The following is a 16005-nucleotide window of genomic DNA, read 5'->3' as shown; positions in this document are numbered from 1 at the left end:
CGAGAGGATCGGATGGATATCCAGTTCACGGAAGAGCAGGAATTGTTGCGATCCAGCGTCCAGCGGCTGCTGCGCGATCGGTATGATTTTGATGCGCGCCGCAAGATCGTCGCGAGCGAAGAGGGTTTTAGCCGCAAGCAATGGGCAGCCTTCGCCGAGTTGGGCCTGCTTGCCGCACCGTTCACTGAAGCCGTCGGCGGGCTCGGCGGCGGTCCGCTGTCGACCATGATCATCATGCAGGAATTCGGCCGCCATCTCGTCGTCGAGCCATTCGTGGAAACGGTGGTCGTTGCCGGCGGCCTGATCGAGCAGGCAGGCTCCGACCAGCAGAAGCAGTCCTTCATCCCTGACATCGTCGCCGGAACGAAGCTCTGGGCGCTGGCCTGGACAGAAAAAGGCTCGCGCTTCGATCCCGCCACGGTCACCACCACCGCGCGTCGGGACGGCAACGACTATATCCTCACCGGCGAGAAGACAGCGGTGATATCAGCACCGTGGTCGGATTATCTGATCGTCTCCGCCCGCACCTCGGGCCATCGCCACGATCGCGGCGGCGTCAGCCTGTTCGTGGTCGATTGCCATGCTGCCAACCTCGATCTGCAAAGCTTCAGGACGATCGATGGCCGCCGCGCGGCCGAAATCAGCCTGCGCGAGGTTCGCGGGCAGCTCTTGGGCAAGGAAGGCGAGGGCGTAGGTGCGCTCGAATCTTGCCGCGACCGGGCCATCGGTGCGCTCTGCGCCGAAGCGGTCGGTGCGATGGGTGAATTGAACGCGGCGACGCTGGAATATTCCAAGACGCGAAAGCAGTTCGGCACCACGATCGGCAGCTTCCAGGTGCTGCAGCACCGGATGGTCGACATGTTCATCGCCCATCAGGAGGCGCTGTCCTTGATGCAGCATCTGAGCCTCAGTCTTGAGTCGACCGAGGCCGGCGTCTCCCGGCTTGCTTCCGGCGCCAAGTCCAGGATCGGCTATGCCGGCAAGTTCGTGGCCGACCAGGCCGTGCAGCTTCATGGCGGCATGGGCATGACCGACGAGCTCAATGTCGGCCACTACTTCAAGCGAATTTCCTCCATCAACATCCAGTTCGGCGATCCCGCCTACCACGTGCTGCGTTTTGCGCAGCTCGATACCGCCGCTTAAGGCAGAGAGGCCAGCATGACAACCGAAGCAGTCATCGTATCCACCGCGCGCACCGGCGTCGGCAAGGCCTATCGCGGCGCGCTCAACAACACTGACGGCCCGACCCTGGCCGGCCACGTCATGGCCGAGGCGGTCAAGCGCGCCGGCATCGCGCCTGGCGAGGTCGAGGACGTGGTGATGGGCTGCGCGATGCAGCAGGGCACCATGGTGATGAACGTCGCGCGCAAGGGCGCGATCCGCGCCGGACTGCCGGTCACAGTCGCCGGAACCACCATCGACCGGCAATGCGCCTCCGGCCTGCAGGCGATCGCGGTCGCCGCGCGCTCGGTGATGCATGACGGTGTCGAGATCGCGATCGGTGGCGGGATCGAGTCGATCAGCCTGGTTCAAAACGAGCACATGAACAGGTTCCATGCCGTCGACGATGAATTGATGGCGATGAAGCCGGAGATGTACATCTCGATGCTGGAGACGGCCGAAATCGTCGCCGAACGCTACAAGATCGGCCGCGACAAGCAGGACGAATACAGCCTGGAGTGCCAGCGCCGCGTCGGTGCCGCGTTGCAAGGCGGTCGCTTCAATGACGAGATCGTGCCGTTCGCGACCAAAATGGCCGTGCTCGACAAGGATACCAAAGAGGTCAGCTATCAGCAGGTGACGCTGACCAAGGACGAAGGTCCACGTCCCGACACCACGGCTGAGGGACTTGCGAAGATCAAGCCGGTGTTCGAGGGCAAGACGATCAGCGCCGGCAACGCCAGCCAGCTCTCGGACGGCGCCTCGGCCTGCGTGATCATGAGCGAGAAGATCGCCGCGCAAAAGGGCCTGAAGCCGCTCGGCATCTTCCGCGGCTTCGTCGCCGCCGGTGTCGAGCCGGACGAGATGGGTGTCGGCCCGGTCGCCGCGATCCCGCGGCTCCTGAAGCGCCACAACCTGCGGATTGACGACATCGATCTCTGGGAGCTCAATGAAGCCTACGCGGTGCAGGTGATCTATTGCCGTGACAAGCTCGGCATCGATCCCGACAGGCTGAACGTCAATGGTGGCTCGATCGCGATCGGCCATCCCTACGGCATGACCGGCGCGCGGCTGACCGGCCACCTCCTGATCGAGGGCCGGCGGCGCAAGGCAAAATACGGCGTGGTGACCATGTGCATCGGTGGCGGCATGGGCGCGGCGGGCCTGTTCGAAATCGTCCATTGATCGGAAACGCAGGAGAGACTCGTGAAGACAGCGATCACTGAACTGTTCGGCATCCAGCATCCGATCATCCAGGGCGGCATGCATTATGTCGGCTTCGCCGAACTCGCGGCGGCGGTATCAAACGCCGGTGGACTCGGCATCATCACCGGACTGACGCAGAAGACGCCCGAACTGCTGGCGAAGGAGATCGCGCGGTGCCGCGACATGACCGACAAGCCGTTCGGTGTGAATCTCACCTTCCTGCCGAGCTTTACCGCGCCGCCCTATCCCGAGTACATCGCGGCCATCAAGGAGGGCGGCGTCAAGGCCGTCGAGACCGCGGGCCGCAGCCCGGAGCAGTATATGCCGGCGCTGAAGGCGGCCGGCATCAAGGTGATTCACAAATGCACCTCCGTGCGGCATTCGCTGAAGGCCGAAAGGATCGGCTGCGATGCGGTCAGCGTCGACGGCTTCGAATGCGGCGGCCATCCCGGCGAGGACGATATCCCGAACATGATCCTGCTGCCGCGCGCGGCGGACGAGTTGAAGATCCCGTTCGTGGCCTCCGGGGGCATGGCGGATGCGCGCAGTCTGGTCGCAGCACTCGCGATGGGCGCGGCGGGCATGAACATGGGCACCCGCTTCATTGCCACAAAGGAAGCGCCGGTTCATCCCAATGTGAAGCAGGCGCTGGTCGATGCGAACGAGCTTGACACTCGTTTGGTGATGCGCGCGCTGCGCAACACTGAGCGCGTTCTGAAGAACAAGGGCGTCGACCAGCTGCTCGAGATCGAGCGGGAGAAGGGCGCCACCTTGAAGATCGAGGACATCCTCGATCAGGTCGCCGGGGTCTACCCCAAGGTGATGCTGGACGGCGAGATGGATGCCGGCGCGTGGAGCTGCGGCATGGTGGTCGGCCTGATCCACGATATCCCGACGGTCAAGGAACTGGTCGACCGCATCATGGCGGAGGCCGAGCAGATCATCCGGCAGCGGCTGACCGGCTTCCTCGACGGCACCTTCGAGACCAAACCGGCCCGCGCGGTCGCCTGACGGAGAGTGCGCCATCGAACTTTTCCAAACCGCCGGCGCGATTGGCTGGATCATTCAAGGGCACATCGAGGGAGTGAAGCGCATGGGCATCGCGGGCAGCCATCAATACCCCACCATGGAATCCGTGATCTACGGCAAGCCGGCGGCCGACGCGCTGCGCGAGGAGGCCGAACGGCTGGGCGCCAAACGCGTCTATTTGATCGCCAGCCGCACGCTGAACACAACAACCGATGAGGTCGAAAAGATCCGCAAGGCGCTCGGCGAGCGCCATGCCGTGACCTTCGATGGCGTGCCGCAGCACACGACCCGGAACGTGGTGACCCAGATTGCAAGGCAGGCGAAGGAAGCCAAGGCCGATCTGGTGGTCGCCATCGGCGGCGGCTCGGTGGTCGATGCAGCAAAAATCGTGTTGATGTGCATGGAGCACGAGATCTTTGAATCGGCGGGGCTCGATGGCTTCGAGACCACGCTGGAGCGCCGCTTCGGGCAATTCCGGACGCCAAAGGTGCGGATGATCGCCATCCCGAGTACGCTTTCCGGCGGCGAGTATAATTCCGGTGCGCTGGTCACCGACACCAGCCGCAAGCTGAAGCAGATTTTCAATCACCCGATGATGATGCCGCGCAGTATCATCCTCGATCCTGCGATCACCAGATATACGCCGGAGAAACTCTGGCTGGGCTCCGGTACGCGCGCGATGGATCACGGCATCGAGGCGATCTGCTCCAGCCGTCCCAACGTGCTGGTCGATGCGGTATGTCAGCAGGGATTGCGCTACCTGCATGACGGCCTGCTGCGCACCAGGGACAATCCTGACGATGAGGCGGCACGGTTGAATTGCCAGTTGGGTTCCTGGCTGTCGGCCTTCGGATTGCAGTCGCGGGTACCGATGGGCGCGAGCCACGCCATCGGCCATGTGCTCGGCGGCACTTGCGACGTGCCGCATTATTTCTGTACGGCCGTGATGATGCCGAGCGTGCTTCGCTACAACCGCCCCGCCACCGAAGCCGCCCAAAAATCGATCGCCGCCGCGCTCGGTGCACCGGAGCGCGACGCCAGCGAGGCGTTCGCCGCGTTCATCGCGGAGCTCGGTCTGCCGCGACGGCTCGCCGACGTCGGCGTTGCCGAGGACCGCTTTGAACTGATCGGCAAAAACGCAATGTTGTCGATCTTTACGCGGGCCAACCCGCAGCCGATCCGTGAATCTGGCGACATCGTCAAGATTCTCAAGCTGGCCGCTTGAGGCGCGCCGTATCCGGAGTGTTCCACGATGGCTGACTTGCGCATATTCGCTTATCTGCCGAATCCGCGCGTGTGGAAGGCGACCATCGCTGCCCGGTTCTGCGGCGTAGACGTCGAGGTCAGAGGCGCCTCCGGCAAGGAATTGCGGGACTGGTTGTGGGATTACGACGCGCGCCCGCTCGCCGAAGGGGAGCGTCAATCGCTGTCGGGCCTCGCGCGGACCGGGCGCGTCGGATTGACCGGCGCACAACTCTTCAAGACCGATGCCTTTCTTGAAGCGCAGCCGTTCGGCAACGTGCCCGCCGCGTTCGGACCGGATGGAACCATCGGGATCTTCGAGTCGAACAGCATCATGCGTGCGGTGGCGCGGCTGGGCGAGGCGGCATATCGGCTTTACGGACGTGACGCCTACGAGGCGTCCCGCATCGATAGCTTCCTGGATGTCAGCCTGGTGTTTGCGCGGGATTCGCAGATCTACCTGCTCGCGCTCTCGGACGGTTCGGTCGACGCGGCGATTCACGCCCGGGCCAAGCAGGCCTTCGCGATCTATGCCTCGGGACTGGAGCAGGCGCTGTCGCCGCGGCGCGAGGTGCTGGTGGGAGACCAGCTCTCGCTCGCCGACATCTGCTTTGCGGCAGAGCTAGCTCTGTTCATGAACGAGCATGCGCGGGCCGCGCAGCTGAAGGAACGCGGCCTGGACAAGATCTTGCACGCCGGCATTGAGAACGATTATCCGCTGATGTTCGCCCATTTTTCCCGGCTGGTCGCGCACGAACATTTCAAGCCAGACCTCAAGCCATATATCGAGAAATTGTTGTCAAAGGCGGCCGCCTGATCGTCAGGACAGCCCTCTCAACCCGGAAGATTGATCGCATGAGCGCGCAGGTTTGCCTGATCACTGGTGTCGGACCCGGCACGGGCTCGGCACTCGCGAGAAGATTTTCCGAGGGCGGTTATCGCGTCGCCATGCTCGCCAGAAACGAGGAGCGGCTGGCCGCGCTCGAAAAGGAGCTGCCGAACGCCAAGGGCTATCGATGCGATGTGTCTGACGCCGCGCAAATCGAGACGGTCGCGTCCGCCGTCGAGCGCGATCTCGGCAGCCCCGGCGTCGTGATTCACAATGCTGTCGGCGGCGGATTCGGCACGTTCCGGGAGATCGATCCTGCGATGCTTAATCGCAACTTCCAGGTCAACACGATGGGGCTGTTGCACCTGGCCCGGCGATTTGCACCGGCGATGGCGAGCGCAGGCAAGGGTGTCATCGTTGCGACCGGCAACACGTCGGCGCTGCGCGGCAAGGCCGGCTTCGCCGGATTTGCGCCGACCAAGGCGGCGCAACGGATCCTGGCGGAAGCGATGGCGCGCGACCTGGGGCCGCAAGGCGTTCACGTCGCCTATGTCGTCATAGATGCCGTGATCGATCTGGAATGGACGCGGAAGCGGTGGCCGGAGCGGCCGGACGACTTCTTCATCAAGCCGAAGGCGATCGCGAACGAGATCTGGCACGTCGTTCATCAGGAACGCAGCGCCTGGTCATTCAATGTCGAGCTGCGACCGTTCGGAGAGAACTGGTAGTCGCAGCGTTCTCGCTGGTGAAGCTGCAGAACGCGCTATTGGACGCGTCTCGCGACCGGCTTTGCCGCCGCTGCGCTATGCCATTCCCACTGGGACGACCGAGGTGTCGACAGAAGTCCGCTCAGAAAGGGCGTGGTCTTCGGCTGAACCCGCGACCCGTCGATCACCTCGAGCTGGCCGCAGCGGTTGAGCGTGTGCAGTTTCCGTCCGGTCCACGCCGGCCCAGGCTTGAGCAGGTGTCGAACGACTTGCCTGAACGTCGTCGGAGACAGTTCGAGAACTTCCGCAAGTCCGAGTGCCGCGCCATATCCGTTGGAGCAGTCCTGGACAGGCCGCCACAGCTTTCCATTGATGGTCACGAAGTTGCCGGCCGGCCGTGCACTTGCGCGATCGATCAGTACCGGATTGCTCGCGTGGGGCAGCCAGGGGCCGAATAGATTCTCGGCGTAAAATATCGCCAATGTATCGGAATAACCGCCGGTCCCGTCACGCCAGGCTCCGAACAGATAGTATAGGCCGTTGTGCTGCGTGATGGTCACGTCGGCGAGTTCGAACCCCGAGAACAGCGTGCAGTGACGCTCCCATTTGTCTGGAAACCGAATGCATTTGTAGATGGCGACGTCCCGCTGCGCAGTGCTCTCCGGGATCATCCAGAGTTCGCCATTGTCTTCGATCAGAAATGGGTAGGACAGATGCCAGGGCTCCTCCAGCACGGGTTGGACGTTTCCAACCGGCCCGTTGCAGTCGAATTCGACTGCGGAAATGATGCCCTTGCCGACCCGGTGGTCGAGCTCTTCAAAGAAGACGAAGGTTCTTCCCTGCCATTTGACCGGGAAGGGATCGGCGTAGAAGCGGTATCCGGGATCTCTCAGCACTTTCCAGTCCGGCCCGGATAAATCACCGGTCCGCCAGACATCTGCGGTTTCGCTGTAGCGCCATCCGACGTGCCAATGCGGCGCGTAGCAGCAGAGGCGATAGATTTCCTTCGCGATCGAAGCGGCCAGGCCGTGCGCGACATATGCGGCGGAACCTCGCGCGGTGCCGCCGCTGGCCGCCGGCGTCAGCTGCGGTAGTATCCTTGGTGCTCCCGACAGAATTGCGGTCAGCATGGTCAGGGTTCGCGTCATGACCGCTTCGAGCGCACCGCTCAGGCCGGTTGCAATCTCTCCGGACGGATGACCGCGGTCGATGACCGTACCGTCGAGCTCATTGACGATTTCGACAACCGGCAAGTCACCGGCGCGAATGGCCGCGAGCGCGGCGTTTTCTCCTGCCGCCCCGTTGAACAGCGGACGGAGATAGAGCCGGGCGGAACAGTCCGTATTTCGTTCGGCGCGCGTAAAATCGACGATCACGTCGGCGGCGCCTGCGGGAGCCTGTGAGTGCTCCGGGATGTCCTTCAGCCGGTCGGCACCGCCGCTTTGGCCGTGGCGCAGCACCATCCGTTCAAGTTCGAACAGCGCCTCCAGGCCCGCAGGCCGAGGCTCCGCCGTCGGGATCCACGTGATTCGAATCGGAACATCCTTGCCGTTGACGGGCAGCGTCTCGCGGCACATCCAGAGCCGGGCAGGCTCACGTTCGCAGCGAAACTCGATGATCATGTCCGGCCCATCTGTTTAACGCCCGCTCGCCTGCGCGGCCTCGCTGAGGATGTGGACGTATTCCTCCACCATGGTATCTACCGAATAGCGCGACCTCAGACCTCTGGCGCTTTGTCGCAGCTCGTCGGCCAGGGTCGTATCCGTCAGGATTCTGGATACCGCGGCTGACAGTTCGGCATCATCCGAGGCATCGACGAAGAGAGCGGTGGGCTTTCCTTCGAATGACAATACCTCCCGCAGAACCGGGAGATCGGTCACGACGCAAGGAACGCCCGCGCTTGCGGCTTCGACGGCGGCAAGACCGAAGGTTTCGGCCTGCGAGGGGAACACGAACACGTCCAGGCAGGCCAGAAAGTCCGCCATCCGCCGCGGTGGAATCTCGCCGATGAAGTGCAATCTGTCGGATACTTTCAGCTCATCTGCGAGGTGCCTTAGCCGTTCCTCGTCCGCCCCCTGTCCGGCGAGCGCGAGGTGCCACAACGGATCGCGGACCAACAGACGGATCGCCGCATCAAGCCGCTTGTGGGGGTGCAATCTTGCCGCGCAACCGAGCAGTACGCGATCCGGCGGCAGCTCGAACTGTTGCCGCGCAATCTCCTTCGGCAGGCTGTGCGATTTGTCGTCGAACCCGTGCGGGACATGCTTCATTCGCGATCGATAAGGCGCTGGATACCGCGCATATTCGCGCTCCATGGCCTGCGAATTCAACGTGATGCATTTGAAGAAGCCGAGGCTGCCCATGATAATGTCGGCGGCACGGACCGGCCAACTCATGGACATCGCCGAAGACACCTGGTTGGCGATAACAGGGGCGGGACTGACGAAGCGAGACACACCGCCACCGATGACATTGCCGAAATGCTGAAACGTCAGGACGACATCGGGTCTGAAGTTTCCCAAATGGCCGGCGAGCTTTCGCAGCATCCGCAGCAGTGCCAACGGACTTCCTGGACGGCTTGGCGCGCAATAAAACGTATTGGGTGGCTCGTCGAAAGAGTCCGACTTGCGGAAGAAGAACAGATTGGAGACGTCATAGCCGCGCGCGGTCAGGCCGGCGCCGAGCAACCTTGATATCTCCTGAGCGCCGGCGTTCTCTGCCTGGGTCTGCACCAGGATGACGCGCAGTTTAGGCTTGATCTGGTTCGGCCGGTCCTGTGGCGCCGTCGACGACGGGAGCCGTGCCGCGTGAGATTCTGTGGCTAGCGTGTAACGGAGCACGGATTCCTCACCCGCTGAAGGAGGGGATTCGTGTCCTTCATTTTTGCGCTTGTACTTATCACGCGAGGAGCGCTCGTACATCGCGTGGTGCGTGTTGAGGTTACTGCCCATTTAGTGCAACCGGACGTTTCTTGGACGACGAAAGTCATTGTCTCATGAACAGGGTACAGGCGGCTCGTTAACTAATTGGTTACGGCCCTGCAAAGAGAGGGTAACTGCCAATTAACCATAGATATTTACGCTGGAGCAGGCACTGAACTGTGTCTGCCAGTCGTTGAATTCGAGTCAGAACCCATGTTGTTCGGTGGCCGCGCAGGCCCGAGAAGGTCCGGTCCGACGGAACCCGCGGCGTCGTGGGAGGTTCCCGCTGTGCCAACCGGTCAGCGCACTGCCGAATCCGTCAAGGGAACACTGACCCTCTCAGGCACGGTTTCTTTCCTGCGCGACAACGGCCGACGGATTTTGGCGCTCGCGTCGCTGATCTTCGCGATCGGTATCATCGTCCTGTTGCTGATTCCGGCTCGATACGCGGCGACAGCGCTGGTCGTCGTCGACCCGCGCGAGCAGCGCGTGACGACGGACCAGGACGTGTTGCCGGGGATCGGCCAGGATGCCGCGGCACTTCAGAGCGTTGTCGAGATCGCCAAATCCGATGGGTTTCTCCGGCCGCTGATCGAGCAACTCAAGGTCGCCGAGGATGACGACATCGCCGGCGGCAAAACCGATACCGAACGCCTGCTCGAGCGATTTCGCAACCGGCTCGATATTTCCCGGCGTGGATTGACCTATGTTATCGCCATCAAGTTCACGTCCAACAATCCGCAGCGCGCCGCGTTCTACGCCAACGCTGTGGCCGAGTCATTCGTTGCCGGCCAGCGTGGCACCCGCAGCGTCGCAACCGATGAAGCGGCCGATTGGCTCAAGAGCCGGCTCAAGAGCATGAACGACCGGTTGAGGGCATCTGAGGATGCCGTTGCGGCCTTCAGACTCGAGCACCGGATCGTGAATGCCGGCAAGGATGCAACGACGCAGCAGTTGCGTGTCACCGACCTGACGCAGCAAGTCTCCGCCGCTCGTGCGCGTATCGAGGAGGCAAGGGCACGTTATGAGCAGGCGCAGCGCGACCTGAAGACGAATGTCGACGGACCGGTCAAGCAGGATCTCCTGAGCACGTTGCGAGCCCAGCGCTCGGCGCTCAACGACCAGATCGCGCAGAAGCGCGCGGTGCTTGGCGACCGCCACCCCGACCTCGTCATGTCGTACAGCCAGTTGAACGATCTCAACCGGCAGATCGAGCTCGAGCGGAAGAAGAACATCGAAACCGCGAAGTCGGAATACGAGGCCCAGCGCGAGCAGCAGAAATCGCTGGAAGACCAGTTGAAGGCGGCTGAGTCACAAATACTGGTCGACGGTCAGGCACTGGTCAAACTGCAGGAACTGCAGCGCGACGCGGATGCCAACAAGAATATCTACGAACAGTTTCTGTCACGGTACAAGACAACCGATGAGCAGCGCCTTCTGCAAAGCTCGCAGACCAAGGTCGCGTCGTCAGCCACTCCACCGGTTCGCTCGACCCTCCCGCCGCTTCCTTTGCTCCTTGTCGCGCTCGCGATCGCCTCAATGCTGATATCGACCGCTATTGTTGCCATACCCGGCATCGCGTGGAGTCCAGCCAAGGTCGGTCCGGAGCTTCGTGATACGGATTCGCCTTCGCTGCAGCCCGAGTCGCCGCCGGATTTGCCGGTCCTGGCCCGCATTCCCAACCTGACGTCACCGGGTTCCGTCAGAAGCGTCTGGCAGAATCCGATTCCCGCAGCGGCGGAGCCAGATTTGAGTCCGCATCTGCGCCCGCTGATCGAGAAGATCGAGCGGATCCCGGGACCTCATGGCAAGGTCGTGCTGCTGATGTCGGTTGAGGCCGGTGCAGGCGGCAGCACCGTTGCCCGCTCGCTGAATCGGTCGATCGTGAAGAACGGAATGCTCAGTGTCCTGATCGAGCTGGAATCGAGGGCCGCTGATGCCACGCCTGCGGCGCAAGGCGCCGGGACCATCAAGGCAGACCTTCATTCTATCGATGAACTGCTGAGGGCCAGCAGGAAAACACATCCGTTGCCCGCCGACGATATTCGTTCTGAATTTGATCTGATCATCGTCGACGCGTCATCCCTTGACGCGCAACCGGACGCGGCGGCGCTGGCCGGCCTTGCCGATCTGGTCATCCTTGTGGTTCGCGATGGCATGGCGCAGCCGTCCGCGCTACACAAGGCAAGGACGGCGCTGGCGAAGTTCGGTGCCGCTCCGGTGATGTTCATCGTCAATCGGGTACCGGCCAATTCCGCCGTTCGTGGTTCTCGAGGCGAAGTGCTGGGATTGGCGAGTTGAACTCGCTTACTCCTTCGATTCCGTGGCACGAACGGCGTAAGCGCCGGCCTTAGGCGACAGGAGGCGAGAGAGCGCCAGAATTGATGGGTCAACGCCGGCACGCCGGCGGCAAAGCACGTTGAGTGCGATGGTCGCGAGTGTCAGCGAAGCGGTGGCCGAAATGGCGGCGCCGAGCACGCCCAGCCAGGGGATCAGAACGAGAAACCCGACCAGCCGCAACACCACGTTCGCCGCGATCACGGGAACATACTCGCCCTCATGGCCGGTGAGCTGCAATATGGCTGCAGCCGGGCCGCCCGCCGCCTGAATGGCCGTCCCGAGCGCGAGCACGATCAGCACCCACTGCTGCGCGGCGAAATGCGGCCCGAACAGGCCGAGAAGATAGGGCGCGCCGATCCAGACAAGGACGAGCCCGCCGAGGACGCAAAGCGCGGTTACCTCCGCCATGAGCTGCAGCGTGTGCTCGAATTCCCGGTGATTCTTGCTGAAGTAGAGCGAGGGGAGCCGGCGCGCCCCGAACGTATACAGGGCGGCCGAGAGCATGGCGAAGATGTTCGCAAGACGCGAAGCCGCGAAATAGACTCCGGCGGTTGCCGGATCGAGCATCCAGTAGACGAGGATGACGTCGAAATACTGGTTTGCCGCTTCAAGAATGGAGGCAAGCCAGAAGCGGAGCGCACTCGACCTCCAGCGGGACGTCTCGGTGCGGGCCGATACGCTGCGCAGATTCGGAAGCACGCGCGCGATCGAAACGACCTGTACGACCAGGCCGAGGGCCATGGCGACCGTCATCGCAGTGAAAAGCTCGGCGGGATCGAGCTGCCGGTGACCGAACAGCACCGCGATCAAGAACAGGACAACTGCGACCCGCCAGAACAGCTCCCGATTGCCTTCTCCCATCAGAATACTGACCAGCGATCGCGCGATCTGGCTGCCGAGCATGAGGCCGGCGTTCACGGCCGTGAACGCAGCGACCGATACGATCAGGAGCCACCACTCGCCGCGAATGCCCGCGATCGCTGCGATCGCTGCGATCGAAATCAGCATGGCGACTGCGCAGATCTTCAGGCTGGAAAACAGCACACCCTTGGTGAGGTCGGCCTGACCTCGCACCTGGTACTCGTTGAGAAACCGAACAAGAAGCAGCTCCTGGCCGACCAGGCCGACGACGGAAGCGATCTGGGCAATGGACAGCCAGGTCGCAAAATCTCCAAACGCCTCAGGCGACATTGCTCGCGCAGCCAACGAGAACAGCACGAACGCAAGCCCGCCGCTGCCGACCTTGAGAAGAATGGTCCCGGCAACGCCGCGCGTCACATCACGCCGCATCAATTGGATAATGGAGCCAAGCATGAAACGAGGGAACTCTCTCTAGGTTAGTGCAGTCCGTTCGGGTGCCGGATTCGTTCGCGTCGGAAATGTTAATGATCCGTTGCTAAGATTTCGTTCGTCCTGGCCGGCTCCGGTTCCGCGAAAATGTGAATCAGCCGAACTTGCCGCCTTGCTCCAATCTGGAGCGGCGCCGTCCTCGCTGTCCCCAAACGGGGCAGGCGCGGACTTTTCCTCGCCATCGGCGTGACCGCGTGACCAAGGCTTGTGGAAGCTGCATCTGCGCATCAACAGCACGTTCGCGTTGGAGTGGTGCTCCGAGAATGGTCTTGAGCCATCGATCCGGCAGTCATCAACCACCCATTCTGCCGCCGGGCGACCGGAAAACGGATTTTCATAACATTGATACTGCAAGGCATGTGCCGGGATGTCGCCGGTTGGGTTCCGGTTGCTGCGGTTAACCTCAATTCCGGAATGAACCGTGCCGGCTCGGGGAAGCGCACAACAGGCAAGAATATTGCAGTTCCGGTGCCAGTGGCCGTCGGAGTGGACAGCATGATCGTCAACGAAAGCGTGACAAGACCGGTTGCGGCAAGCGAGCCTCAAGCAATCGAAGCCGATATCGCCATCGTCGGCGGCGGATTGGCGGGCTCATTGGCAGGGGCCGTGCTCGCGCGGGCAGGGTACCGGGTTGTCGTGATCGAGAAGCGTGCGATCCAGCCGAACGAATTTCGCGTCGAGAAGATTGCCGGTCAGCAGGTCGAAATTCTTCGCCGGTTGGGCTTCATCGGCGAAGTCGAGGCCGTCGCGTCTTCGTATGACCGTGTGCTCAACATCAGAGATGGCAAGCTGGTCGATATCAGTATCGGCCAGGCGTACGGGCTTCCCTATGCCGATCTCGTTGCCATGGCCCGACGCCTGATGCCCGATCCTTCCAGCTTCCTGGTCGATCAGGTGATTGGGATAGACAGCAGCGATGACCGTCAACATCTGGTGCTGGCTTCCGGAAGGCGTGTCATTTCGCGCCTGGTCGTCCTGGCGACGGGCATGGCGGGAGCTCTTGGCTACAATCTTGGAATGAAGCGTCGGGTGCTCGCCGCGCGTCATTCGGTGACATTCGGTTTCACGATCGCACGTCCGGATAACGCGCCGTTCGATTTCGAGGCGTTGACCTGCTACGGCGAACGGACCACCGATGGCGTCGATTATCTCAGTCTGTTTCCCGTGCCGGCCGGCATGCGGGCAAACCTGTTCATGTTCCGTGATCCGACCGATCCGATCATGCGTGAGCTGCGCCGGGACACGAAATCGACGCTGCTTCGCCTGATGCCCGGATTGCGGCCTTATCTCGATGATTTCAGAATTGTCGATCGCGTGCAGAACTGGGTGATGGACCTGTCCGTGGTCGAAGGACATCTGCAGCCGGGGGTCGTGCTGATCGGTGACGCGTTTCAAACCAACTGTCCCGCCGCCGGAACCGGCGTGAGCCGCCTGCTGGTGGATGTCGAGCGTCTTTGCACGCATTATGCGCCACGCTGGCTCGAAACCGAAGGCATGGGTATCGAAAAGATATCCCAGTTCTATTCCGATCGAGACAAAATCGCAGCCGACCAGCGCTCGCTGCGCATGGCGCGCTTTCGTCGCGCCCTGACATCGAGCAACGACGTGGAGTGGACGGTCCGACGCAGGCTGCACTTCCTGCGGCGCAGCGTCACTTACCGGGTAGACCGGATTCATCCGGGATGGATCGCGCGCTTTCGTGGTGCGCTCAGATAGAAGGAGTTAGCTCGCTCGAGCCGGGCGGCTAACGCGCATCGGTTGAGGTACGTGTCGGCGGAAGCCTGACGTCGGCCATTCGCTTGGCAGCCTGCTTGATCCAGGGCGCCTGTTTCAGCGCAAACAAGGCGACCGAGCCCGCCGCGCTGCCGGCTTGCGTCACGCTCGACATCGGCGTGGGTTGCGCGCCGAACTGCTTCTTGTACGGCTCATCGCCGATGGTGAAATCCAGGACCTGATCTCCGCGTTCGATGCAATCCCTGGCAACCCGCTCAAACATCAGCGCGCCGATCGACTGGCTCTTGTACCCCGCGATATCGAACGCGGTCATGACGACGAGGAGGCTGTCACGGTGGCATAGCCCCAGCACGGCCGCGATCACTTCGCCGTCCATCTTCATGGCATAGAGCCGAACAAAGGATCCGAGACCGCGGAGCGCCACGCCGGAATAGAAGTCGAAATACGCCGGACGCTGCAGCAGATCGCCGTCACCTTGTGCCTCAAAACGCGGGCCGCGAAACTTCTTCATCACCTCCATTGCCTCGAGGATGGAGGTGCTGTCGGCACAACATGAAAACGTCAACGCGCCCCTCTTTTCAATCTGGCGCCATTTCTTTGCGAGTTCTTTCTGATAGGACCGTCCCAGCGCATTGGCCTGCCATTGCTCGAACGGCGAGACCAGGACCGTCGCGTAGGCATTGGTATCCATGAAGCCACGGCGCGGCGCGCCGAGAAGGCTCTCGATCGGCATCCTCGCGTCGAGCAGTTTGGGTATCCGCAACAGATCGAACGGTTTGACGAGCCGTCGAAGATTCAGACAGGCATCCTCATCCTGCAGCAGATCAGCAAATGTTTTGGCAGTACAGACGGGCGCCAGGTAGTCGGACACTCGGAGATCCGCGAATTCTATCGTCCGCATCGGTCCGCGCCGGATCCGCAGCAAGGGCAGCACGGCTGCGAGCGCCCCGGTTGCGCGATAGCGAACGACGACGACCAGCGGCTTCGCCGCCGCCGATGGAGCGAGTTTGCGGTATAGGCCGTCCAGCCACAGCGGATGCTGGAACGCGGTGGCGTCCGAGCCATCGAACAGTTCCGCGTATTCCTGTGACAAAAAATCGAATGCGTCGTCGATGCTGACATCGAACGCGTCATTATTCTTGTTCATTTGAAACCAACAACCGGGCAGTTTCGGAGCGCCGGTCAAGCCGGCGCGGCACTCTTGTAGCAGAGGTGGGCCGGTTGCGGCAGCGGCGGAATGCGATTTGGATTAACGCATTTCCTCCAATGCTTCACGAATCCCTAGACTCCCGCGTCGAGCCGAGACGGGTTGCCGTGGGCACCGGCCTGACATGTCGTTCGAATTGAATTCGACAGGGGTGTACCGACGTCGCGATGGTTAAGGAACTCTTACAGCCGCAAGCTAAATGTTGCGGCAAGAACCGACGCCGGATCTGGACCGGATATTGCAATTTGGAATGCGTAACATTGGAATTCTGGTGAACAT

Annotated in this window: 12 protein-coding genes; 8 read left to right on the top strand and 4 right to left on the bottom strand. The window is 62.1% G+C overall.

From position 1 onward, the window contains the following. Window positions 1-12: 12 nt before the first annotated feature. The 6 genes from UP09_RS19055 (at window position 13) to UP09_RS19030 (ending at window position 6195) form a co-directional block, all read left to right on the top strand. Window positions 13-1143: an acyl-CoA dehydrogenase family protein gene (locus tag UP09_RS19055; protein ID WP_044539800.1), complete on the top strand. Its 1131-nt coding sequence runs from the start codon at window positions 13-15 to the stop codon at window positions 1141-1143. Between the two features lie 15 nt (window positions 1144-1158). Further along, the gene (locus UP09_RS19050) at window positions 1159-2346 is read left to right on the top strand and encodes an acetyl-CoA C-acyltransferase (RefSeq protein ID WP_044539799.1); all 1188 of its coding nucleotides are present in this window, start codon (window positions 1159-1161) and stop codon (window positions 2344-2346) included. Window positions 2347-2367: 21 nt separating this feature from the next. Continuing rightward, window positions 2368-3378 (top strand): NAD(P)H-dependent flavin oxidoreductase, encoded by a 1011-nt coding sequence (locus tag UP09_RS19045; RefSeq protein ID WP_044539798.1) that lies wholly within the window; start codon window positions 2368-2370, stop codon window positions 3376-3378. A gap of 82 nt (window positions 3379-3460) precedes the next feature. Continuing rightward, a complete protein-coding gene (locus tag UP09_RS19040) occupies window positions 3461-4621 on the top strand; it encodes an iron-containing alcohol dehydrogenase (protein WP_044539797.1) in 1161 nt (386 codons plus the stop codon). Between the two features lie 27 nt (window positions 4622-4648). Then, window positions 4649-5455 carry a glutathione S-transferase family protein gene (locus UP09_RS19035; protein WP_044539796.1) on the top strand — a complete coding sequence of 269 codons (807 nt, stop codon included), beginning with the start codon at window positions 4649-4651 and terminating at the stop codon, window positions 5453-5455. 38 nt (window positions 5456-5493) lie between these two features. Beyond that, on the top strand, window positions 5494-6195 hold the full coding sequence (locus UP09_RS19030; protein ID WP_044539795.1) for an SDR family NAD(P)-dependent oxidoreductase: 702 nt from the start codon (window positions 5494-5496) through the stop codon (window positions 6193-6195). 35 nt (window positions 6196-6230) lie between these two features. Here the strand turns inward: UP09_RS19030 and UP09_RS19025 are convergent, their stop codons facing one another. Continuing rightward, window positions 6231-7796, bottom strand: coding sequence for a glucosamine inositolphosphorylceramide transferase family protein (locus UP09_RS19025; RefSeq protein WP_044539794.1), 1566 nt, complete (start codon window positions 7794-7796; stop codon window positions 6231-6233). Window positions 7797-7811: 15 nt separating this feature from the next. Then, window positions 7812-9125 carry a glycosyltransferase family 4 protein gene (locus UP09_RS19020; RefSeq protein ID WP_245302060.1) on the bottom strand — a complete coding sequence of 438 codons (1314 nt, stop codon included), beginning with the start codon at window positions 9123-9125 and terminating at the stop codon, window positions 7812-7814. A gap of 183 nt (window positions 9126-9308) precedes the next feature. Between UP09_RS19020 and UP09_RS19015 the strand changes: the two genes are divergently transcribed. Further along, entirely contained in the window at window positions 9309-11396 is a 2088-nt protein-coding gene (locus UP09_RS19015; protein WP_044539792.1) for a GumC family protein, read from the top strand. Between the two features lie 6 nt (window positions 11397-11402). Here UP09_RS19015 and UP09_RS19010 read toward each other — a convergent pair whose 3' ends face one another. Beyond that, window positions 11403-12749 (bottom strand): lipopolysaccharide biosynthesis protein, encoded by a 1347-nt coding sequence (locus UP09_RS19010; protein WP_044539791.1) that lies wholly within the window; start codon window positions 12747-12749, stop codon window positions 11403-11405. Between the two features lie 531 nt (window positions 12750-13280). Between UP09_RS19010 and UP09_RS19005 the strand changes: the two genes are divergently transcribed. Next, complete coding sequence (locus tag UP09_RS19005; protein WP_044539951.1) at window positions 13281-14501, top strand: FAD-dependent oxidoreductase; 1221 nt, start codon at window positions 13281-13283, stop codon at window positions 14499-14501. Window positions 14502-14529: 28 nt separating this feature from the next. On the opposite strand, the gene UP09_RS19000 is transcribed toward UP09_RS19005, so the two are convergent. Continuing rightward, window positions 14530-15666 (bottom strand): GNAT family N-acetyltransferase, encoded by a 1137-nt coding sequence (locus UP09_RS19000; RefSeq protein WP_044539790.1) that lies wholly within the window; start codon window positions 15664-15666, stop codon window positions 14530-14532. Between the last annotated feature and the right edge of the window lie 339 nt (window positions 15667-16005).

This window comes from Bradyrhizobium sp. LTSP885 (genome assembly GCF_000938305.1).
Taxonomy (GTDB): Bacteria; Pseudomonadota; Alphaproteobacteria; order Rhizobiales; family Xanthobacteraceae; genus Bradyrhizobium.
This window is presented reverse-complemented; position numbering and strand designations above follow the sequence as displayed.